Source organism: Sabulibacter ruber (assembly GCF_017355955.1).
GTDB lineage: Bacteria > Bacteroidota > Bacteroidia > Cytophagales > Hymenobacteraceae > Nibribacter > Nibribacter ruber_A.
Genome location: NZ_JAFFID010000004.1, coordinates 265,873 through 288,715, shown reverse-complemented (window position 1 = coordinate 288,715; position 22,843 = coordinate 265,873). Strand labels below are relative to the sequence as shown.

The 22,843-nt window shown below is 47.6% G+C and carries 17 protein-coding genes; all 17 read left to right on the top strand.

Translation table 11 applies throughout. From position 1 onward, the window contains the following. Positions 1-61: 61 nt before the first annotated feature. Entirely contained in the window at positions 62-1,684 is a 1,623-nt protein-coding gene (locus tag JT719_RS19275; protein WP_207435366.1) for a serine hydrolase, read from the top strand. Positions 1,685-2,116: 432 nt separating this feature from the next. Beyond that, positions 2,117-3,175: an SDR family oxidoreductase gene (locus tag JT719_RS19270; protein ID WP_207435365.1), complete on the top strand. Its 1,059-nt coding sequence runs from the start codon at positions 2,117-2,119 to the stop codon at positions 3,173-3,175. A 36-nt stretch (positions 3,176-3,211) separates the two neighbouring features. Further along, entirely contained in the window at positions 3,212-4,357 is a 1,146-nt protein-coding gene (locus tag JT719_RS19265; protein ID WP_207435525.1) for an aldo/keto reductase, read from the top strand. 561 nt (positions 4,358-4,918) lie between these two features. Further along, the gene (locus tag JT719_RS19260; RefSeq protein ID WP_242693363.1) at positions 4,919-5,605 is read left to right on the top strand and encodes a polysaccharide biosynthesis/export family protein; all 687 of its coding nucleotides are present in this window, start codon (positions 4,919-4,921) and stop codon (positions 5,603-5,605) included. A gap of 158 nt (positions 5,606-5,763) precedes the next feature. After that, positions 5,764-7,992: a GumC family protein gene (locus tag JT719_RS19255; RefSeq protein WP_242693362.1), complete on the top strand. Its 2,229-nt coding sequence runs from the start codon at positions 5,764-5,766 to the stop codon at positions 7,990-7,992. A gap of 101 nt (positions 7,993-8,093) precedes the next feature. Then, positions 8,094-8,969: a hypothetical protein gene (locus JT719_RS19250; protein ID WP_207435363.1), complete on the top strand. Its 876-nt coding sequence runs from the start codon at positions 8,094-8,096 to the stop codon at positions 8,967-8,969. Between the two features lie 259 nt (positions 8,970-9,228). Continuing rightward, positions 9,229-10,422 (top strand): polysaccharide biosynthesis protein, encoded by a 1,194-nt coding sequence (locus tag JT719_RS19245; protein WP_207435362.1) that lies wholly within the window; start codon positions 9,229-9,231, stop codon positions 10,420-10,422. Between the two features lie 106 nt (positions 10,423-10,528). Further along, positions 10,529-11,476 (top strand): alpha-mannosyltransferase, encoded by a 948-nt coding sequence (locus JT719_RS19240; RefSeq protein ID WP_207435361.1) that lies wholly within the window; start codon positions 10,529-10,531, stop codon positions 11,474-11,476. 109 nt (positions 11,477-11,585) lie between these two features. Continuing rightward, on the top strand, positions 11,586-12,743 hold the full coding sequence (locus JT719_RS19235) for a glycosyltransferase family 4 protein (RefSeq protein WP_207435360.1): 1,158 nt from the start codon (positions 11,586-11,588) through the stop codon (positions 12,741-12,743). Positions 12,744-13,024: 281 nt separating this feature from the next. Then, positions 13,025-13,708 carry a hypothetical protein gene (locus JT719_RS19230; RefSeq protein ID WP_207435359.1) on the top strand — a complete coding sequence of 228 codons (684 nt, stop codon included), beginning with the start codon at positions 13,025-13,027 and terminating at the stop codon, positions 13,706-13,708. Between the two features lie 498 nt (positions 13,709-14,206). After that, a complete protein-coding gene (locus tag JT719_RS19225; protein ID WP_207435358.1) occupies positions 14,207-15,103 on the top strand; it encodes a glycosyltransferase 61 family protein in 897 nt (298 codons plus the stop codon). A gap of 153 nt (positions 15,104-15,256) precedes the next feature. Then, positions 15,257-16,258: an exostosin domain-containing protein gene (locus tag JT719_RS19220; RefSeq protein WP_207435357.1), complete on the top strand. Its 1,002-nt coding sequence runs from the start codon at positions 15,257-15,259 to the stop codon at positions 16,256-16,258. A gap of 164 nt (positions 16,259-16,422) precedes the next feature. Continuing rightward, complete coding sequence (locus tag JT719_RS19215) at positions 16,423-17,580, top strand: glycosyltransferase family protein (protein ID WP_207435356.1); 1,158 nt, start codon at positions 16,423-16,425, stop codon at positions 17,578-17,580. A 164-nt stretch (positions 17,581-17,744) separates the two neighbouring features. Further along, positions 17,745-18,812, top strand: a complete 1,068-nt coding sequence (locus JT719_RS19210) for a glycosyltransferase family 4 protein (protein WP_207435355.1) — start codon at positions 17,745-17,747, stop codon at positions 18,810-18,812. A gap of 30 nt (positions 18,813-18,842) precedes the next feature. Next, positions 18,843-20,087 carry a glycosyltransferase family 4 protein gene (locus JT719_RS25580; protein ID WP_341350782.1) on the top strand — a complete coding sequence of 415 codons (1,245 nt, stop codon included), beginning with the start codon at positions 18,843-18,845 and terminating at the stop codon, positions 20,085-20,087. Between the two features lie 225 nt (positions 20,088-20,312). Then, positions 20,313-21,569 (top strand): hypothetical protein, encoded by a 1,257-nt coding sequence (locus JT719_RS19200; RefSeq protein WP_242693360.1) that lies wholly within the window; start codon positions 20,313-20,315, stop codon positions 21,567-21,569. 109 nt (positions 21,570-21,678) lie between these two features. Then, the gene (locus tag JT719_RS19195; protein WP_207435353.1) at positions 21,679-22,833 is read left to right on the top strand and encodes a glycosyltransferase family 4 protein; all 1,155 of its coding nucleotides are present in this window, start codon (positions 21,679-21,681) and stop codon (positions 22,831-22,833) included. Positions 22,834-22,843: the final 10 nt, after the last annotated feature.

Sequence of the window (22,843 nt, the reverse complement as noted above, 5' to 3'; positions counted from 1 at the left end):
TCACTTGCAGAGTCAAGCATCAACAAAATTGACTCTAAAAGGCTTCCTTTCCGTTTTAACCGTGCTCTCTACCTTTCTGGTGAGCGTGCCAATGTATGCGCAGGACAAAACCGCTGAGCTTGAGAAGATCTTCAGTTGGGCCACGAAGGAAAAGCCCGGCTGTTCCTGCGCGGTTTCGCAGAACGGGAAAGTCGTTTTCAACCGAGGGTACGGCTCTGCCGATCTTGAGCGCGATGCCCCCATCACTACCAACTCCATCTTTGATATCGGGTCGGTCAGGAAACAGTTTATAGCGGCGGCCACCCTCCTGCTGGTGGAAGAGAACCGGTTATCGCTTACCGAAGACATTCGCAAGTACCTCCCGGAGCTACCCGATTATGGCCAGAAGATCACGCTAGATCACCTGCTCACGCATACCAGCGGGCTTCGGGACTGGACGGGGATGTTGCCGCTGGCCAACGGAAAGCCTGATGCTCTTACCCTGATTCTGCGTCAGCGTGGCCTCAATTTCAAACCCGGCGAGGAGTGGTCTTATTCAAACAGCGGCTACGTGCTTCTAACGGAAATTGTGGCGCGTACGAGCGGAATGTCCTTTGCCGAGTTCATGCAAAAGCGCCTGTTTGAGCCGCTCGGGATGAAGTCTACCTCTTACGTGGTGGATATGACCGATGTCATAAAGAACCGTGCTCTTGCGTACGAGAAAAAGAAAGACGGCTGGAAACAGGATATGTACTGGGGCAATGACAGAGGTGGCGGCGCTATCCTCAGCACGGCCAACGACCTTGTTATCTGGAACGATGCCCTCACAAACAATCGCCTCAGTAAGTTCGTCAGTGACAAGCTGCAGGAGCCGGCAAAGCTTAACAACGGCAGAAAGCTTGGCTACGCCCGGGGCCTGTTCCTGGAGACCTTTCGTGGGGTGAAAGAGGTATGGCATTCCGGTGGCGCGGCCGGGTATCACTCCTGGCTGGGCCGTTTTCCGGAGCAAGGCATTTCCATTGCTGTCCTTTGTAATTCAGACGCCATGCCGGCCACAGGCATCGCGGAGCGGGTTGCTGACCTGTTTGTGACGTATGCAGACTCCCAGAAAGCCGTAGCCGGCACGCCCCCTGCCCTCACCGGCGATGCCCTCCAGGAAGCGAAAACCAAAGCGGGGCTTTTCATCAATGAGAAAACCGGTAAATTGCTGCGCCTGGCAGTGGACCGTGACCGGTTCAGGGTGGCAGGTGGGCCCATTCTACTGCCAGTGGCTAAAGATAAATACCGCCGCTCTGGCGCTTTCGTGCAATTCATGTCGCAGGACGAGTTTGAGCTTCACTTCCCGTCTCTAGACCAACTAGAACTCAAATCTATGGAAGGGCAAATCTCACAATATCGCCGCGTGAAGCCCTACACCCCCTCCGCCACTGATCTGCAAGCCTTGGCAGGCCGATTCGTAAGCGATGAACTAGGGGCGTTTTTTGACATGACTGCCGGAAAAGATGGCTTGAAGGGCCGCGCCAACGATGCGCCCGGCGCGGGATTCAGCTTTACTCCCGTTGACCGAGACACCTATCAGCTTGGTGGGGTAACCGTGCGGTTCCTGCGCGATAAAGCCGGGAAAGTCACCGCCCTTGACTACAGCAATCCGGTGGTCAGAAACATCAGATTCACCAGACTGAACGAATCCATCAGCCGGCGTTGATCGCCATATGATTTGAGAGTGGCTCTGCAACCGTTTACGACCTGTTTTTCTGAAAACGGGCCGTAAACGGTTTTATCTGCTCTATTGCAGCAATATTAATAATAGAAGAGAATTAGCCCTAACAACCGATAACTGTCACCTAATCCACACAACGACTGTGGCTAATTTCCAGCTCTTGTTTCTCCGTTTCGCTTCTCCCTAAACAGGCGCAAGTTCTTAGCTGTTTCAGGCCTGGTTTCTTGAAAAGGGCTGTAAAACACACTTGCCTACTTTTAGTCGGGCAAAGCTGACCTGTGTAAACCAGCAGATAACCGCCTACTAAGAGTTTTCCCGTGAAACTTACTTCCTGCCGGGAAACCGCAATTACTTCATAAGATATCGGATGAATCAGCCTCAAACCCGTATGTTGGAGGAAGAACCTTACCCGGAAGTATGAACAACAAGAAAACTGCTTTGGTGGCCGGAGGCAACGGAATTATTGGTAGCAACCTGGCCCAGTACCTGACCCAAACCGGTAATTGGGACGTGATTGTCACCTCCCGCACTCCGCTGCACTATGAAACCCCGGCCACGTTTGTGCCCCTGGATCTGCTGGACCCCAACGCAGTACAGGCCAAAGCCGACGAGCTGAAAGGCGTAACCCACGTGTTTTTCGCCTCCTATATTGAAAACAAAACCCTGGCCGAACAAACCAGTGTGAACCTTGCTCTGCTGGAAAACCTCATCAACGGCATAGAACAGGTAGCCCCCAATTTTGAGCATGTCACCTTTATTCAGGGCGGCAAGGCGTATGGAGCCCACCTGGGCATCTATAAAACCCCTGCCAAGGAAACCGATTTGCGTACCTTTCCGCCCAACTTCTACTACAGCCAGGAAGATTTCCTGCGGCAGGCATCAAAAGGCAAAAAATGGAGCTGGACTGCCCTACGGCCCGATATTGTCATCGGCTTCACGGTGGGCAACCCAATGAACCTGTCTAACCTTATTGCCGCGTACGCCAGTATGTGCAAGGAACTTAACGTGGCCATGCGTTTTCCGGGTACGCCCAGGGCGTATCAGGTGGTGGTGAACGTAACCGGGGTTGAGGTGCTGTCCAAGAGCATGGAATGGGCCGCCTTGAACCAGAACACGCGGGAGGAGATCTTCAACATCACCAACGGCGATGTCTTCCGGTGGGAACAGGCCTGGAAGAAATTCGGGGAGTTCTTTGGCGTGGAGATCGATCAGCCCCAGACGTTCTCCCTGCAGGAGTACATGGCCGACAAAGGTCCGCTCTGGGACCAGATGGTGCAGAAATACGGCCTACAACCCTACAAGCTGGACAAGTTAGTGCAATGGGGCTTCGGGGATTTTATTTTCAACACCGAATACGATGCCTTCTTTGACGTGAACAAAGCCCGGCGGTATGGCTTCCATGAAATGCACCTTGACAGCATTGAGCACATGCTGCAAACGTTCCAGACGCTCAGAGACAATAAGATCATCCCCTAGACTCTAGTTAGCTTCCTATTAATTTACTTGAAAAGTATGGTTTCAAGACGTGATTTTATAACCAAGACGGCTCTGGCCACTGCTGCCACCGCGTTTTCTCCCCTGCTCTCCTCGGCTTTTGCCGCAGAAAATCAGTTTACCCCTAATCAACCTGAAATGCCTGAAGTGGAATTTGAACAAATGAAAGCCGGTTACCGGCTGCCCAACAAATCTGGGATGGGCGGAGTAGCTGCCGGCAATGCCTTCCATATAAACACCAATGAACAGATCAACGAGGCCATGCAAGCAGCCTGGAACGCCGGGGTGCGCTACTTTGACACCTCTCCTTTCTATGGCTATGGCTTAAGCGAGCGCCGCATGGGGCATTTCCTTTTCAACAAGAACCGGAATGAATATGTGTTATCCACAAAGGTAGGCCGGGTGTTTGAGCCAGAGCCTAACTTCAAGGAAAACCCCAACGATATCTGGAAAGGCAAACTGAACTTTAAGTTCAAGTATGACTATTCGGCCGCCGGGGTGCGCAGATCGGTGGAAGACAGTTTGCTCAGGCTGGGCCTTTCCAGCATTGACATTGTGTTCATCCATGACCTGTCACCAGACAACGGCGACATGAAAGAGAACTGGACCGAGTATTTCCAACAGGCCCAGAAGGGTGCCATGCCTGAGCTTACCAAGATGCGGGAAGAGGGCATTATCAAAGCCTGGGGACTGGGCGTGAACCGCATTGAACCTATTCTGAAAACCCTGGAGGTGGCAGAGCCTACCATCATGCTCTCGGCAACCCAGTATTCCCTTATGTACCACCAGGATGCCCTCAGCCGGTTGTTTCCGGCCTGCGAGAAAAAAGACGTTTCCCTTGTGATTGGGGCTCCGCTCAACGCCGGGTTCCTGGCCGGCAAGGACCGGTACAACTATGGCAATACCATCCCGGAGGGCTACTTACAGAAACGCAATAGAATGAGTGCCATTGCCCAGAACCACAAGGTAGATCTGCGCACGGCGGCCCTGCAGTTTTCTGCCGCACCCGCCATTGTGACATCTGTGATACCGGGCGCCAGCAACCCAAAGCAATCGGCAGATAATGCCGCCTCTTTCAAAACCCGTATTCCTGCCGATTTCTGGAAAGAACTTAAAAAGGAAAAGCTGATTGCCGCTAACGCTCCTGAACCTAAATTGAGTTAAACCATCATTTCTATTCATTGAGAGCCCAACCGGTGTTTTGACGCTACTTTTAAGAAAAAAGCTTCAAAACACCGGTTGGGCTCTTTGTTTCTGTTTACCAACTTGCTTTTAGAAGGCTTCTATCCCAAAGAGCACAACATAACTATTTCAATATTTATTTAAACTTATTTTTGCTTTCTAATATAATTGGCTAACTTTAAGTAATCTTCGGATTTCCCCCTCCCCCTAAAACAAACGAAAGAATCCACGTCATCAGATCTTAAGAAACAAGAGCATTACATTAAAAGAAAGACCAGAATACTACCTTCTTAGTATAGGGCAACCCATTAACTTCAATAAATTATTAAATAGATACCATCTGTTTGGTTGTTTAGAAAATAACGCTAAATTAGATATTGCTTATACTTTTTTATACAATACCAACACTATTATTAAAAATAGGGCATGAATGTTCATTCAGAATTAAAGATTTACACTTTTTTAAAATATGTAGCGCTCTTATTCCTCATTATATACGCCACCTCATGCACCTCCTCCAAGCATCTTGTGTACTTTGAAGATTTGAAGCAATCACCTGAGACGGAAACCATTATTGAAAACACCAGAGAACTGATTATTCAACCTGATGACCTTCTGGGGATCACGGTCAGCAGCCTGAGCCCCGAGGCAAACGAACTGTTCAACAACGGCACCCTGGTTACGCCCGGGAGCGCCAGCAATGGGTCCGGCTCAAGATTATCTGAAGGATACCTGGTAGACAAAAGCGGTAGTATCAACTTCCCGGTACTGGGAAAGGTGAAACTGGCAGGGTTAACCAAAGCTCAGGCAACCGATAAAATGACGCTAGAAATCAAAAAACATGTCAAAAACCCTATCGTCAACATCCGGTTCCTGAATTTCAGGTTCACCGTGCTTGGAGAAGTAAACAAGCCAGATTCCTACACTGTGCCCACTGAGAGAATAAATATCTTGGAAGCCATAGGCCTGGCCGGAGACTTGACCTTATACGGCAAACGGGACAATGTCCTGATTCTTAGAGAGAAAGACGGAGTACGCAGTACTGCCCGCCTGAACCTGGCGCAGAAGAACCTTCTGGAATCTCCTTACTTCTACCTGCAGCAAAATGACATTGTCTATGTTGAACCGCATAAAATAAGGGCCTCCGCACTCAGTGAAACCAGATCAGATATCTCTTTAGGTCTTTCCATCATCTCACTATTAACACTTATTCTTTCCGGAATTATATAATACACCGCAATATGAAGGGCATGAAGGGAAATGAGGAACTGTTTCCTCTGAAATCAGAAAGAAAGGAATCAAAGGATTTCAAGACCACACTCTTTCAATACCTGAAATACTGGTATTTATTTCTGCTAGGGGCTCTCTTGTGCTCTGGGGCGGCCTTTATGTACCTACGTTACAATACCAAAACGCAGTACACGGTAGTAGGCAAACTACTGATAAAAGACAACAAAAGCGGGCCAGACATGGCCAGTTCAGGCGCGTTCAGCGATCTGGAAATGTTTAACTCAGCCAAAAACATTGACAATGAAATCCTGATCCTGAGCTCCAAAACCCTCATGGAAAGGGTGGTGACCAATCTTTCCTTGTTCACCAATTACTACATTGATGGCAAGTTCCAGGACGAGGAAATCTACGGGGAAGAACTTCCCGTTAAGATTGTCATCAATCAGCTGCACCCTGAGGCTTACGGCAAAGAGGTTACCATCCACATCAAGGACAACAACACCTTTGAGATAAGGGAGTACAACGGCAAGGCTACCACCCATCATTTTGGCCAGCAGATAAAGAAGCCGTACGCCACCTTCACCGCTTTAACCGCTTACAACACCACCTCAATTGATACCACCGGCATAAGAGACATCAAAGTAAAGTTCCAGGACATTCAGGAGGTGGCCATCCATTACCACAACGCGCTCAAGATTGTTCAGGTAAATGAAAACGCCAGTGTTCTAAACCTCACCCTGACAGACCCCAAGCCCGAAAGAGCACAGGATATCATCAACAAGCTGGTAGAGGTATACAACAAAGAGGCAAGCGAAGACAAAAACGCGATTGCCACAAACACTCTGAATTTCTTAGACGAGCGCTTAAATTACCTTACCACCGAGATCTCAGGGGTAGAGAAAAATGTAGAGAAATACAAAAGCCAGAACGAGGTGACCGATGTCAGCATTCAGGCGACCGGCTACCTGGAGCAGGCCAATAACTACAACAAGCAATTAGCTGACTGGGCCATCCAGATTGACATTCTGAGGTCAATAGAAAGCTACCTAGCGAAAAACAAAGGGCAGTACCGGATGGTACCAAGTTCATTGGGCATTCAGGACCCAACTTTAATGACCCTGATAGGCAAATTCAATGAACTGCAGCTTGAGCGGGAGCGCATGTTGCGTACCACAAACCCCAACAGCCCGCTTATCCAAAACATCAATGAGCAGTTAGCCAATCTGCGCAAGAACATTCTGGAAAACCTGCGCAACATCAAGGCAAGCCTCATTATCACCAGCAATAAATTGAAGGCCGCTTCTGGGCAGTACAAGACCAAAATCAAGAAGGTGCCCTCCATGGAGCGGGAGCTGTTGGAAATCAGTCGCCAGCAAAGCATCAAACAGAACCTATACCTCTACCTTTTACAGAAACGGGAAGAGACCGCATTGTCTTTGGCCGCTTCGGTTTCTCATTCGCGCATCATAGATCCGGCAATGATTGAAGAGAGTGCACAGCTGCCTAATCACTCTACCATCTATCTCATTGCTGTGTTGTTAGGGTTAGGAATTCCTTTCTCCATCATATACGTCAGCAACCTGTTCAACAACCGGGTACAAACCAAACAAGAAGTAGAGAACCTGACCGATACACCTGTGCTTGGTGAAATCTGCCATAACACCAGCCAGGACACCATTGTGGTAAGCAAAGGCAACCGTGATGCTATTGTTGAAATGTTCCGGCTGATAAGAACTAACCTAAGCTTTGCCATGGCCGGCAGAACAAACAAAGTGATCATGGTCACGTCCAGCATGAGCGGCGAAGGAAAGACTTTTTTCACCATTAACTTGGGCATGAGCCTTGTGCTGACCGGCAAGAAAGTGATTCTGCTAGGTCTGGACTTACGCAAACCTGAGCTTGCCAAGGTCCTGAACTTACACGGCAAACCAGGCATCACCAACTACCTGATCTCCGATGACGTCACCATGGATGATCTCATACATCCGGTGGAGAAAGCACCAGATCTATTTGCCATAGGTGCAGGCCCAATCCCGCCTAACCCAACGGAACTGATGATGTCTGCCAAACTCAACCACCTGATCACAGAGTTGAAAGAGATATTTGATTACATCATCATAGACACGGCCCCGATAGGAATGGTGGCGGACGCCTACACCCTTAGCAATCTGGTAGACTCTTCTATTTACATGGTGCGGTACAATCATACCCTCCGCAGCCAGGTGGATATTATTGAGAACATCTACCAGAATAAAACCTTGCCTCACCCACTGTTGGTGCTTAATGATGCAAAAGCCAGCGGGCACTATGGCTATGAATATGGATATGGCGCTTACGGAGATGATAAAAAAGAGAAAAGAAAGAGAAAAGAGAAGGATGCAGTTTAACAAAGCGGCAGCTATTCTTTTCAAGGGAAAATCAAACAATCTAAAAATTCAGGTATGTAAAAATACACCAAGCATATACTAACAATTCCCCCCAAATTGTAATGAAAAGAAAGATTAAGTACCAGGGTGGTATAACAAAACTGTTATGCCAAACCAAAGCCTCGTGGAATAAAAGGAAGTTCATTAAAGGCGTTTTACATAAACAAAAGGTAAGCCTTCATAACAGAAAACATGTACCCTTTGAAATAATCAGCTTCTCAGGAAGCCACGGTTTTGAGGATCAGATCCTCTCAATCATGTCAATGGTTCATTATGCCGGCACTCCCCCAAAATGGACCATTTACTCAGATGGTACTTACACAAACGAACAAAAGAGCGTGTTCAAAACACTCTTTTCCTTTGTAGAGGTTAAAAACTGGAATGCCCTCCATCAATTAGACAACATCAAGGTATACCAAGAACTTCTGAGGGTGAATGTTCTAGCGAAGAAACTGAACGTGATCCTTTGTCATCCACACCAAAACCAGACACTATTTATAGACTCAGATATTATATTCTATAAAAATATACCCTACTACCTAAACAGCCACTTACTACAGCAAGGCCTCTGGTATGTTCCTGACACAATTGCTGAAATTGGAAATCACTTCAACCAGGCAAGAGAGTCATTTTACCCCTTGAACTCCGGATTATTGGTCATAAACAACACGTTTGATTCTAGGGACATATTCCTTTACCTGGAGAGACTCAATAATAACTTCTGCTACTTCTCAGAGCAACTCGCATTTGAATACGCATTTACTAAACAAGGAGCAAATATTCTAGACCCAAGACAATTCATAATAGACTCTTCAGACCAGTTTGATTTTGCCATGGGGTATCACCCGGGCAAAATCGCGATGCGCCACTACACTGGGCCAGTGAGGCATAAAATATGGCAGATGGGCTGGAAATGGCACTTTAACTCTGATAACTGAAGTGCAGCACCAGAACAGCAGTTCCCTCTATCCAACCCAGAAGCAATAATTAGTTGAGAGTAATTGAAACCAGCAGTTAGGACAATCAAAATGGGCGAAATAGTTGGAATGCAATCTTCACACGCTTACTATGAAAAATTTATCTACCGGCTTATACTTCCGTTCCAATCTTGTAAAGCTCACCAGCCTTTTTAAGCTAACGTTTATCACCATATCCACTCAGACACTCATACAAGCCTCTGGTTTCATAAGCGGGATATTGATTATCAGATTACTTCCAACCCAGGAATATGCCTTCTATACCTTAGCCAACACCATGCTTGGAACTATGCTTGTCTTATCTGACTCGGGGATAAGCAATGGGGTAATGGCTAAAGGTGGAGAAGTCTGGAAAACCAAATCAGAGTTAGGAAAGGTGATCTCAACAGGGTTATCCTTAAGAAACAAGTTTGCGGCTTTTAGCTTATTGGTGTCATTGCCAATCCTATTCTTTCTCCTCTTACGCAACGGCGCCGGATATCTTGTTGCCACCTTTATTGCGTTGGCGCTTGTTCCTGCCTTTTACACCACCCTTTCCGGCTCCATTTTTGAAATCCCTGCCAAACTGCATCAAGACATCATAAAACTGCAGAAACTGCAACTGGCCAACAATGTTGGACGGCTTATTCTGCTGGCACTAAGCATTCTCCTTTTGCCTCTGGCCGGAGTAGCGATATTAGCTACCAGCATCATGCAAGCGCTAAGCAATATTAAACTAAAAAACATCACCGAACCCTACACCGATTACCACCAGAGTACCGACAAGGAGATCAAAAACAGTTTACTGGTGTTTGTCAGAAAGACATTGCCCATGGTAATTTATTACTGCATTTCTGGGCAACTCACCATCTGGCTGGTTTCCATGATTGGGTCTACCACCTCCATTGCACAAGCAGGGGCACTTGGCCGGTTGGCAATAATGTTAAACTTGGTAGCCGGGCTGTGCAGCATATTGGTCATTCCCAGGTTCGCCCGCATGCCCAACGACCTGGCCAATATCACCTCTAAGTACTTTCAGATATTACTTGGGCTGCTGTTCATCTGTATCTTCATCACCTTTAGTGCCTGGCTATTTTCTACCCCCATCCTGCATTTGCTAGGAAACAAATACCTAGGCCTGAACGATGAACTGGTTTTATGTATTTCAAGCGCGTGTATTGGCTTGATTGCCACGCAGGCATCAAACCTGACTACTAGTAGAGGATGGCTGCTCAATCCGTTTGTATCCATTATCCTGAACGTATCAACAACCGTCATCTTCCTGATCACAACAGATTTATCTTCTTTGATAAACCTCTACAAGATGAACCTGGCTTTCTCTCTTATTCAGCTTTCCATAAATGTATCTTATGGCGTTTATAAGCTGAAATTCTCAAAAGAGGCAAATAACTCAATGATACACAAAGACATTTGATTTACTACCGCATCACCACCTATACTAAACCAATTACGGTCCCAGGCCCTGCCTAAGCAAGGCAAGCAGGGTTACCAGAAAGAGGAGCTACTAATACTCACCTGATATGTCAAATAGAAGAGGAATATACCTTGTTGCTAATCAAAAAAGCGAGACTCACTGCGCAAACCTAATTGCCTCAATTAGGAATACAGGCTGTACTCTACCTATTCGGCTTATTCATTTCGGCGGAACACCCGTTCAGCAAACGTACATCTACAAACAGGTTGAAGTAGTAGATGTCGCTACGTTTCCCCAGGAGGCGTTTGACTTCATCAATAACTTACAGGAGGTATTAACTGATTGCCCCAAAGGCTTCTTGCTTAGGTTTCTTGCCTGGTTTGGCGATTGGGATGAATTTATTTACTCAGACAATGACATTGTAGCCCTGTGCAATTGGGATATCTTCTTTGAGCACTTACAAGACCATGACTTTGTCCATGCTGATTTTGAGTACAAAGCAAAAGGCAAGTACAACTTCAACAATCCAGAGGCTGTGGGGAAACTGTTTGGGGAAGACAAACTGAACACCGCTTTTACGGCAGGTCATTTTGCCGCCCGCCGGAAGAGGGAGTTCATTGATGATTTCTACCAGGCCATGGACTGGTACCGCGCCCACCCCACTATTGCCAAGAAGCATGATCAGGCGTTCATGCACATTGCTTCACTTCTTGGCAATTGGAACATCCTGAACCTGTGCAAAGCTCCACACAACTGGCTGAGTTCGTGGGCCGGAGACTACAACAACACGCTGGATCTAATCCATGCCTTGCAGAAAACCCCAGACAACTGCCACATAAGCCACATTCACTACTCGGGCGGGTACCCCTCGGGCACTCACCCGGTCCATGAACTCCTGTTTGCAAAATCGGGGTACAGAAAGAGATTAACTTCTCTGGTGATAAACGGCAGTATTGAATTACTGGGTATAACCTATTTGCTGAGAAAGAAGAAGCGCCTGACCAGCAGATTGAATCAGGCTTTCAAGAGTTTAAAGCTTTTCACTTTCCTTTAACTAACCAAGGCAGTGTTAAGATCCACTTTAAGCAGAATTCATAGAAAACAGGCCAAAAACCAAACTTCTTAAACTTCTCCCGATTGATCACCAAGATGAGGTATTAGCCATGAGAATAGCCGTAGCAAGTAAGGGAAACCCAAAATCAACTGGCACCTGGTCAGGGATTCCGGCGCACATCATATCAGCCCTTGAAAGAAAGGGCCATGAAGTTGCTCCCATCACGCTTCATGATGCCAAAGAACCCTGGCATTATGATTGGCTGAGGCGGTTCTATTACAGAACCCAGAAGCGCTGGTTTTTGTCATCGGTGGAAGAGCAATGGCTGAAAGAGGTAGGGAAACAGCTTGACAAGGAAGTAGCCAAAACAGACCCCGAGGTAGTACTGGTGATCCATGGCGATTGGCTTGCATATACTTCCTTCCAGAAACCCTCCTGTATAATCCATGACACCACCTTTGCTACCCTGGTAGATTATTACCCGGCCTTTACCAATCTTACGTCCCGCAGCGTCAGATCAGGAAACAGGATGTACCAGAAAGCGCTTCAGAAAGCCTCCGCCGCAGTTTTCTCGGCAGACTGGGCAACCCAGAGCGCCATCCACCATTATGGCATCACTGCCTCAAAAGTGGCTACCATTCCGTTCGGGGCCAATCTGAACCAGGCCCCGGCCAAAGAGGAGGTATATTCTTTGGTGGAGAAACGCTTGAAATCCGGCCGCTGCAACCTGCTGTTCCTGGGAATAGACTGGGAAAGAAAAGGCGGCCCAGATTCTTTGCTCTTTTTGAAAAAACTGCTCCAAAACGGCATCAACAGCCATCTCACCATTGTAGGCTGCTCCCCGCAGATACCCGCTGAGCTGGAAAACCATGTTACCAAGGCAGGTTTTCTAAGAAAAGACAACAAAGCCGATGAGCTCAGGATCAAGCAGATTCTTGAAGAATCGCACGCGCTGCTACTCCCGTCCCTTGCCGAGTGCTATGGATGCGTGTACTGTGAAGCAAATGCCTACGGATTGCCGGCGCTTGGCAGAGACACCGGCGGAGTATCGGAAATCATCAAAGACGGAGTGAACGGATTGTTATTGAGCGAGGGAGACTCCGTGGAAGAGTTTGCCATGCGCTGGGCCGAGGTCTGGAGAAACCCTTCCGTTTACAAAAAACTGGCTGAAAACTCTTATCAGGAATTCACAGACCGATTAAACTATGATGTCTTTGTCACCAAACTAGAAGGCATACTTACAGAAATGCTTCAGAAGAATAATTAAGTATCCTACTTTTTGACTCAATGGTATCCGCTATCTGTACTCTTTTTGAAGGACATTACCACCACGGGGTGGCTGCACTAGCTAATTCACTTTATTACCAAGGCTTTAGGGGAGAAATATACGCGGGATACCGAGGCCCTCTTCCGGCGTGGACCTCCGGCGCCACGGAGAGTCCATCCTTATGGCGGGGAAGCAAAACCCTTGAAGTAAGGCAAGACCTCAAAATCCATTTCCTGCCACTTGAGACCGATTACCATCTCACAAACTACAAGCCTGATTTCATGCTTCGGCTTTGGGAAGAGTTGCAAATAGAGGCAGATTCCCTGTACTACTTTGACCCCGACATAGTGGTGGTGCGCCCATGGTCCATGTTTGAGGATTGGGTAAAGTGCGGCGTAGCCTTGTGCGAAGATGTAAACTCCCCGCTTTCAGAGCATCACCCCAGGAGAATGACCTGGCGACGGTATTTCAAGGAGAAAGGCATTTCCCTTACCTTCAAAGAAACCCTGTATGCCAACGGAGGATTCATAGGCTTAACCCATCAGGACAAGGGTTTTCTTAACACCTGGAAGTGCGTACAGGAAGCAATGGCTCCCATTATTGGAGGCCTAAACCGATCCACGTTGGCTAGCGATGTTTTGCCCCAACCCTTTGACCGCACCGATCAGGATGCGTTAAATGCCGCCGTGGAGGCTTGGGATGGAACGGTCAGCATTGTGGGGCAGGAAGCAATGGCTTTCAAACCTGGCATGCCTTTGCTCCCGCACGCGCTTGGAAACCCCAAACCCTGGAAATGGAACCCTCTTGTTCAGGCAATGGCGGGTTGCCCACCACGCCTCGTAGACCGGGAGTATTGGAAGTCTTCAAAGGGCCCCATCACTTCCCAGCCTGCTACTATCATCAGAAATAGACTTTTCGCTTTAAAAATTGCAGCTTTCATAGGAAGATTTTACAAAAGAAGGTAAATTGATATGTTTTCCTTCTGTGGGCATCCTCTATTAAATATAGAATAGAAGCAATATTTAATAGAGTACACCCAAATTTATCCCGGTTACTCACCACAATGGGATAAAAGATTGCTCCCCTGGCTTGAGTATAAGAGGCACGATAGATGACATATTTCAAAGGGTAACAACACCTGTTAGATGAAAAAGCCATTGGTTAAGATTGTCAGAAAGGCAAGGCCCTACATAGCCTCCTGCCTCCGCCTGCTTCCTTATAGCCATCAGGTTTTGGGTATTCCGCTCAAAAGAATACCGGTCACAGAAACAGAAAATTACTTTAGGAGCAGAAAAGGTAGCGGTGCTTCTTTTAGAACCCAACCCCAAAAAACACTGCAGATACGCCCTCCTCATTTCATAGGAACTAGAAATGCCTCCCAAGACCCTGCCCCAAAAACTTATGAAGGTGAACGCTTTCTCATTGACTTGCCCAACGGAAAATATTGCCAGGTTCACTTTAGCGTGTTAACCGAGGAAGGGTACCAGTTGGCCATTGCGTCTAACCACCAGAATGTGGGGCAGTTTGAACACGCATTATTTCATAAATTAACTCTGCCCAGAATCAAAGAGGTGGATAGCGTCTGTCTGGTACTCTCTACGGCCAACGACAACAACTACTTTCACTGCCTGTTTCAGATTGCCCCCAAGCTGTGGTATATCAAGGAGAACGGATACGATCCTGAGCATATAGATGCCTTTCTCCTAGAGCTTTCTGCGCATGACTTTCAGAAAGAGATTCTGGCGGCATTAGGCATAGACCGGGAAAGAGTAATAGACCTGAAAACGTACCCGTATGTTAAAGCTCGCAGGCTGTTGGTCACGCCCACTTTTTACAAGCCAGAGCCGTGGATATGCCAAGGGATCAGAAGTTTATTCTTACCCGAAAACTTTGAAACCAGCGGTACCCCCAAGCGCCTTTACATCAGCAGAAACAACGCTAGTTACCGGAAAATCATCAATGAAGCAGAGCTCCTGAAACTGTTGGCCCGCTTCGATTTTGAAACGGTTTACACAGAAGGGTTAACCATCAAGGAGCAGGCACACCTGTTTCACAATGCCGAGGCGGTTCTCACGTCCCATGGGGCGGCATTAGCCAACATTGTTTTCTGCCAGGAACAAACCGCCATTATTGAAATTAGAGGCAAGTCTTACAACGATGGCTTAGGTGATCTCTATGAACATATCAGCAGCGTTTGCAATCTGCAGCATTACACGTACCTGTGCGAAGAAAAGGAAAACAGCCTTGGGGCAAACCCTATGTATTTAGACTTACAATTAGATATCAGGGAGCTGGAGGCTTCTTTTTCTCAATTATTCAGTGAAGTCTCCCAGGAGCTGCAGCATCCCCTTAAACTTTAGATCTATTTAACTAAGAACTACAAAAAGGAATCTATTACTTAAAATCTAAGCTATTTCAGACGACAAAACCATCCCCTAAAACATGTTCTGAATGGGTTTTCAGCAGAACCACAGAGTAGACGAACATATTTTTATTTGAAAAGGCATCACGTAATGAATGTATTTATAACATCAGCATATCCATATGATTCTCAGCATAACTTCGCTTCGGAATGGCTTAGAGAATCTGCCGCGTCTGATCCTTATAATGTGCATTCTGTGAGCGATGACCCGCATAAAGCAGATATCATCCTATTTGTGGAGCACCATCCGCCGCATGACCCTTATTTCTTTCAGGTACTAAAATCAAGCCTGTACAAAGAATTTAAGGATAAATGCTACCTCTACCACGACAGCGACAAGGTGCTTCCTCTGCTTCCGGGCATTTTTCCTTCCATTGAGAAGAGCTACTACCATCCTATCGCCATGGAGCCCGGGCCTTACATAGCCCGCCTGTGCAACAATGATGCAGTAAAGTACCTTGAAAATAAACCTGAACAGAAGTACCTATTTTCCTTTGCGGGGGCCTCTAAGTCGCACCCTATCAGAAAGAAAATATTGAATCTGAAATATGAAAAAGCATTCTTATTGGACACCACAGGGCTTAACTCCTGGGAGTTAGACCCAGAAAACAAAAGAGCCTTTGAAAGTAAATATGTAGAAGTGAGTTTGCACAGCCAGTTTGTTCTTTGCCCCAGAGGCATTGGCCCCAACTCATACAGGCTATATGAAACCATGGAAATGGGAATTGCTCCAGTGATTATCTCTGACGAATGGATTCCCTCTTTAGGCCCGAGCTGGAATAGCTTTTCCATCATAATCCCGGAGAGCCAAATAGACCTGATCCCTTCTATACTGGAGGCAAGGCAATCTGAGGCAGCGGAAATGGGCCGGAAAGCCAGGGAGGCATGGGAGAAATGGTTTTCAAAAGAAGTGTGCTTCCACCATATAGCAGAATCCTGTCAGCGGTTGCACCAAAGCCGGAGCAAAATCAACTCTACTTATTGGCTTAGAATGTACAGCCAGTTCTTCAGGCCGTACCACTTCCGTAATTTGTTACGCTTTACCAAAAATCAGCTAAAGCAGCACAGTACGCAAGAGGTGCAAATGAGCTAGGCGTTTTCAGGCTAATATTTGAAGATCAAACCAGCAAGTAACACGGCATCGCTCTCCTGCCCTCTGGAAATCACCAGAGTCGTTTCATGAACTTTCACCCTAGGTCTGCTTTAGAGAAGAGAAGTCTGTGAATTGGGGTTAGCTATCATTACCACGTACGTTTTATGAAAATCCTTTTCTTGTGTGGATGTTTTGAGCCTGGCCACGATGGCGTGGGAGATTACACGGGAAGGCTTGCGGCTGAACTAATCCGGCAAGGGCATCAAACAGGTATCGTCGCGTTGAATGATCCGCATGTTACAGAGGTGTCTGAGGCAACCCAGGAAGTGGATGGCACCGGGATACCTGCGGTAAGGATTCCTTCCTTTTACCCGGTGAAGCAACGGTATCTTTTTGCTGAACCATGGATTGAAGACTTTCAACCAGATTGGATCAGCCTGCAATTCGTTCCCTTTTCGTTTCACCCTAAGGGGCTTCCGGTTTGGTTGAGTTCTGGCATAAAGAGGCTGAAAAAGGAATACAAACTCCACATCATGTTCCATGAGCTATGGGTTGGGGTTAACGGAGTGGATACGTTCAAAATGAGAGTATTGGGGGCACTGCAGAAGCTGCTCATCAAAGAACTGATTAAAAGCAATACCCCTCACTGTATCACCACTTCCATTCCTATTTACCAGCAAGCCCTTTCAAGAACCAACTCCAGCCTTTTGCCCATCTTCGGGAACATTCCCATCGCTCCGGCAGAGGCCCCAAAAGGCACCCAGGAGAGCCTCAAAGTTGTGCACTTCGGGAGCTATACAGACCAGTTGGAGGAATTTGAGGCCCAGGTGCAGTTCCTCCATGAGGTTGCCAAACTACAAGGCAAGGGGCTGGAATTCCTATCATTCGGAAACGGAGGCCCCTTCAAAGACAAAGCCATCCGTATTGCGGCCCAGGTGATGGGCGAAGAAAAGGTAAAAGAGTTAGGTCTTCTGTCTGAGCAGCAGATTTCTGACTTGTTTCAAAGATCAACGGTCGGGATTTCTAAGTCAGATTTGGAGATGCACGGCAAAAGCGGCTCCACCATTGCCATGCTGGAACATGGTCTACCTGTAGTACTGCGGGGCAGAAAACCGAACCTAGACAACAGCCCCCTTTATTACTCAGAATATAGAGATCAGATTATCTTCTGCGATTCTGATGCCTCACAAGTCTTCCAGAAAAAGCCAATCCAAAGCACAGTAGGCAAAACAGCCCGGCACTTCATTGAGCTTTTATATGAATGCGAAAACAAACAGACCAGCTATCATCAATTGAAACAAGCAAAAGAACCGGTTGTATGATGTTCCCATAAGAAAGCATCATATAACCTCTCCAAAACAGCAAGATTGTTTCCGCTGTGTTTTCAAGATTTAAGGCCGAAAACGACCTGCTCCAGCAAATGAACATGTTGTCCTCGCCAGTTTTACCGCAGCCACTACCCCAACCCTTTTACTTCAGCGTACCAATGCGTCAGATATTAGTTTACTCCACACAACTCATGGAAACGGGCGGAATTGAAAGCCATCTGCTTGAATTCTGTAAGCAAATGAGCGGCAATAATATCCTGATTGATTTGGTAGTGCTTAATTCTCAAGTATCTCCTGCTGTTGAAGCGGCTTATAAAACGTATTGCCGGGGCCTCTATTTAGGCAAGAACAAGTCGGCTACCCAAAGGCTCCTTTGGCTTACTTCCATCGCCATCAAGCTGCAACTCCGCCGCTATGATGCGCTTTACACCAATGGGCAGGGCGAAAGCATTGGGGTATTTGCCGGGTTAGTCAGAACTAAAGGAGTATGGGTGCATCATCACCACACTTCAGGTGACAAAGAAGACCAGGCCACCTGGGGAAGCAATTACATAAAAACCCTGAAAAAGGCCGACACCATTATTGCCTGTTCTGGCCGAAATGCCCACGCTGTCTCTCTGGCCTTGGACAGGGCCATAGATACCATTCCCTGCTTCTCCAGAAAAATCTCGGTCCCGGATACTGAAGCTGGCGTGCCAGATAAAATCAAGTTTGGCTACTACGGAAGATTGATCCCTGAAAAAGGAATTGACACCCTTTGCAAACTGAGCGAGGATAGAGATCTGAAGGATGTTGAGTTTCACATCTGGGGAGAAGGCCAACAGTATCCGGCCTCCTTTTTCCAAAAGTACCCTAAACTTCATTACCACGGCACTTTTACTGGAATCTCCGGCCTTACAGCCACCATAGCGTCCATCAACGCCTTTCTTTTGCTTTCGGTGCATCCGGAGGGTTTGCCCATCTGCCTCCTGGAAGCAATGAGTGCCGGTCTTCCCTGGCTGGCGACCGACAGAGGAGGCATACCAGATATTGCCTGTGACCCTTACTCTACCCGGGTTATTGCTGTTGACTCAAGTTATGAACAGATAAAACAGCAGGTTTCTTCTTTTGCGGAGGATATACGGCAAGGCAAGATTTCAAAAGAAACGCAGGAACAGCTATATTCTGAAAAGTTCTCTGCTGCTGCCTTGGTCCAAAGATGGAGCGACGCCTTAGCCCTCAATTAACCATTAAACAACCCTTAACCTATTGTTCTTGTGGTATCCTTATCTCATCCTACAGGCAATGCAAACGTGAGAGCTGCTGCATGCGGCTTACAGGAGGCAGGCTTGCTGGCAGAATTCAGAACTTCCATTGCTTCTTTTCCCGGGAGCATGCTTGACAACCTGGGCAGCTTTGGGCCACTTGCAGAAATCAGGCGCAGACGCTTTGATCCTGAACTGATGCCGTTCACCAAAGCCTGGCCTTGGGTAGAAGCGGGCCGGCTTTTAGTCTCCAAAGCGGGACTTTCAAAGTTAACCCGACATGAGACCGGGTTGCTGTGCATAGATGCAGTTTACAGAAGCTTTGACCGTCATGTAGCCTCCAGCCTAAAAAAAGGCCGGAGCAAAGGAGTTAAAACGGTATATGCCTACGAAGATGGCGCCCAATTCTGTTTTCAGGAAGCCCGGAAGCTGCATCTTCAGTGTCTGTACGACCTGCCTATCGGGTACTGGAGGGCTGCGAGAAAGCTCCTTGAAAATGAACGCCTGAATAAACCAGAATGGGCCTCTACCCTGACGGGTTTCATGGATTCTGAAGCAAAACTAGCCCGTAAAGACGAAGAACTCAAGCTAGCCGATAGGATTTATGTTGCCAGCCAATTCACCGCTAGTACCCTTAAAGAGTTTCCGGGCAAGCTGGCTCCCGTGGAGGTAATCCCCTACGGCTTTCCGCCGGTCGCAGGCCAGCGTCAATACACCTCTCTGGCCAGGCGAAAAGCGTTAAAGGTTCTTTTTGTGGGAGGTCTCTCCCAGCGCAAGGGCATTGCAGAGCTTTTTGCCGCTGTCAAGGCAATTGGCCCCAGCGTAGAACTTACCCTGGTAGGACGTAAGGCGAGCAACCATTGCCAGGTCTTAGACCAGGAGCTCAAAAAGCATACCTGGATACCCAGTTTGCCCAACGCAGATATCCTTACACTGATGCAAGACCACGATGTCCTGGTTTTTCCTTCGCTTTTTGAAGGGTTTGGCTTAGTGATAACAGAAGCTATGTCTCAGGGCACCCCAGTGATTACCACTGACAGAACTGCCGGCCCGGATCTTATTGAGCATGGGCACAACGGTTGGCTGGTTGAAGCCGGATCAGCAACTGCCCTGCAGGCAGCTATAGAAAATCTTCTTTACCACCCTGAAATCATCTCCAAAGCCGGGCAAGCAGCCATGGATACCGCCAGCAAGAGACCCTGGCATGTTTATGGGCAGGAATTAGCGAATTCAATTTCAAATCACCTCTATATTTAAAGAAAACAAATACTTAATTATATAATCATTTTGATTTTATTCTTTATTATTCTTATATTGTAGTTCAATAAATCTATAGCCCCCATCTATAACTCGCAGTTATTCAATAATTTCTAAGTCTAAATGCTATACCTGCTAGCATGAACAAAGCAAAGAAGGTAATTTATGATAACGTCCAACAGCAAGGTAAGACAACCTGTATACGCGGTTACGGATGAAAACCAAATGCTTAGATATGGCATTTGGGCCTATTTGCTTTTGCTGATATTTGAGGGAGCCTTAAGAAAATGGGTTTTCCCAAGCCTGGCCACCCCTTTACTGGTCATCCGGGATCCGTTGGCTCTTTGGCTGGTCATTTCAACCTGGCAACGAGGCCTGCTTCCCGCCAATCTCTATTTAGCCGGCATGACAACCATTGGAGTGGTGGGCATCTTTACGGCCAGTTTACTGGGGCATGGCAATATACTGGTAGCCCTCTATGGGGCCAGGATATTCCTCTGCCATTTTCCACTGATTTTTGTGATTGGGCGCATATTCAACCGCGAGGATGTAGAGAAACTAGGCGAGTTTCTCCTATGGATAGCGATTCCTATGGCCGTGCTGATAGCGCTTCAATTCTATAGTCCTCAGTCTGCCTGGGTAAACCGTGGAATTGGGGGCGATATGGAAGGCGCTGGGTTTAGCGGGGCAATGGGGTATTTCCGCCCGCCAGGAACCTTCTCCTTCACCAATGGCACCACGTTGTTCTTTGGGTTGGTGGCAAGTTATATTTTCTACTTCTGGACCAATCCCTCCAACATAAACCGAATCATCCTAATAGGTGCCACCATGGGCCTATTGCTCGCCATCCCGCTCTCTATAAGCCGGTCATTGTTCTTTCAGGTAGTTGTCTCTCTTCTCTTTACCATCATTGCTATCTCCCGAAAACCCAAGTACCTAACCCAGTTGATCATAGCCTGTTTTGGCATAACGGCGCTCATGGCAAGTCTCAGCCAAACTGCTCTGTTTCAAACGGCCACTGAGGTTTTCACAGCTCGCTTTGACAGCGCCAACAAAGTAGAAGGCGGCCTGGAAGGAGTTTTGATTGACAGATACCTGGGAGGCATGGTCGGGGCTCTGAATACATCCTCTGAGCTGCCGTTCTTTGGCCATGGAATAGGAATGGGGACTAATGTTGGCAGTAAGCTGCTCACAGAAGGTTTTGCGTTCCTGATCTCGGAAGGAGAATGGGGCAGGCTGATAGGTGAATTGGGGGCTTTCATGGGTATAACGGTCATCTTCTTGCGCCTGGGGCTCTGTATGAAAGTAGCCTTGGCGTGTTACCATAAGCTAACCCAAGGCGACTTATTGCCCTGGTTACTTTTAAGTTTTGGTCTGTTGATTTTGCCGCAAGGGCAATGGGCTCAGCCAACTTCACTTGGGTTCTGCACCTTAGTTGCAGGGATCATTATTGCTTCTTTGCGGGCGCCAGACAAGGACTAGCTGCCACTTCCTGGAATAGTGTTCCTGCAACGGTCACTAACAGAAAGGGCCTCCAGAATGCACGTTAGAATGCCCATGAAATGCAATAGCAGCTTAAACAGTTTTAGCAATGCGCATCATCTTAATTGGAAACTACTCCCCAGACAGGCAGGAAAGCATGGAGCGGTTTGCCCAGATGCTGGCAGTAGGGTTTCAAAAGTTCAGTATTGAAGCAGCCATCTGGCGCCCAATTGTTTTATTTGGCACCTACTCCAAATCCACTACCTCTGGAATTGGGAAGTGGCTGGGCTACATAGATAAATGGCTTCTCTTTCCTCTGGTATTACGCGTGCGCCTGGCAGCCAGAACCAACCTGGATGCCAGTACGCGCTTCCATATCTGTGACCATTCCAACGCGCCCTATTTCAAATACCTTCCGGCCGACAAAACTGCCATAACTGTACACGATGTTTTAGCCATTAGAGGAGGGTTAGGGTACTCAGACGCGTATGCCCCGGCCTCTGGCATGGGCAGAATTCTGCAAAAATGGATTCTACACCATCTAAGCAGGGCCCGGTTTTTAGCCTCCGTTTCGCAATTCACCTTCAAACAACTGACCGAGCTTACCCCAGCCTCTCAACATCCACCAAAAGATTGGAGAGTCATTTACAATGCCTTCAACGCCGATTTCAGGCCTGTCCCTACAGAAGAGAAAAGGTCTTTGTTACGCCAGGCAGATATTGACCTCATGACTCCATTCCTTTTGCATGTTGGCTCAGGACTAGCCAGAAAAAACCGCAAACTACTCATTGACATGGTGCATGCACTGGGCAGTAACTGGACCGGGAATATCTGCTACGCCGGTGAACCCGCTGATGAAGACATGCTGGCGCATGCCAGAAGCTTGGGCCTGGAGAACAGGATTTTCTCGGTTGTAAAGCCAAACCATGCCACCCTGAGGGCATTGTACAATGCGTGTGAAGCGTTCGTTTTCCCCTCCTTTTCAGAAGGCTTTGGCTGGCCTCTCATTGAAGCGCAAGCCTGCGGCACCCCGGTAATCTCCAGCAACATAGAGCCCATGCCCGAAGTGAGCGGAGGAGCAGCCCTCTACGCCGACCCCAACAAACCAGAAGAGTTCGCCCGCGCTTTCCTTTCTCTACAGGATAAATCCGTTCGGGACAACTTGATCCAACAAGGGTTTGAGAACAGCAAGCGCTTTGCCTTGTCTGAAATGATGAGACTGTATTTTTCACTACATGGCATAGAGCCGCAAAGGGTGCAATGATGATTCTGAA

Bases quoted from the DNA above. Each gene is read 5' to 3' on its own strand.
- JT719_RS19200 (WP_242693360.1), top strand. From the start codon at position 20,313: ATGCTTAGATATGGCATTTGGGCCTATTTGCTTTTGCTGATATTTGAG.
- JT719_RS19235 (WP_207435360.1), top strand. From the start codon at position 11,586: ATGAGAATAGCCGTAGCAAGTAAGGGAAACCCAAAATCAACTGGCACC.
- JT719_RS19220 (WP_207435357.1), top strand. From the start codon at position 15,257: ATGAATGTATTTATAACATCAGCATATCCATATGATTCTCAGCATAAC.
- JT719_RS19230 (WP_207435359.1), top strand. From the start codon at position 13,025: ATGCTTCGGCTTTGGGAAGAGTTGCAAATAGAGGCAGATTCCCTGTAC.
- JT719_RS19250 (WP_207435363.1), top strand. From the start codon at position 8,094: ATGAAAAGAAAGATTAAGTACCAGGGTGGTATAACAAAACTGTTATGC.
- JT719_RS19265 (WP_207435525.1), top strand. From the start codon at position 3,212: ATGGTTTCAAGACGTGATTTTATAACCAAGACGGCTCTGGCCACTGCT.
- JT719_RS19195 (WP_207435353.1), top strand. From the start codon at position 21,679: ATGCGCATCATCTTAATTGGAAACTACTCCCCAGACAGGCAGGAAAGC.
- JT719_RS19240 (WP_207435361.1), top strand. From the start codon at position 10,529: ATGTCAAATAGAAGAGGAATATACCTTGTTGCTAATCAAAAAAGCGAG.
- JT719_RS19270 (WP_207435365.1), top strand. From the start codon at position 2,117: ATGAACAACAAGAAAACTGCTTTGGTGGCCGGAGGCAACGGAATTATT.
- JT719_RS19210 (WP_207435355.1), top strand. From the start codon at position 17,745: ATGCGTCAGATATTAGTTTACTCCACACAACTCATGGAAACGGGCGGA.
- JT719_RS19215 (WP_207435356.1), top strand. From the start codon at position 16,423: ATGAAAATCCTTTTCTTGTGTGGATGTTTTGAGCCTGGCCACGATGGC.
- JT719_RS19255 (WP_242693362.1), top strand. From the start codon at position 5,764: ATGTACCTACGTTACAATACCAAAACGCAGTACACGGTAGTAGGCAAA.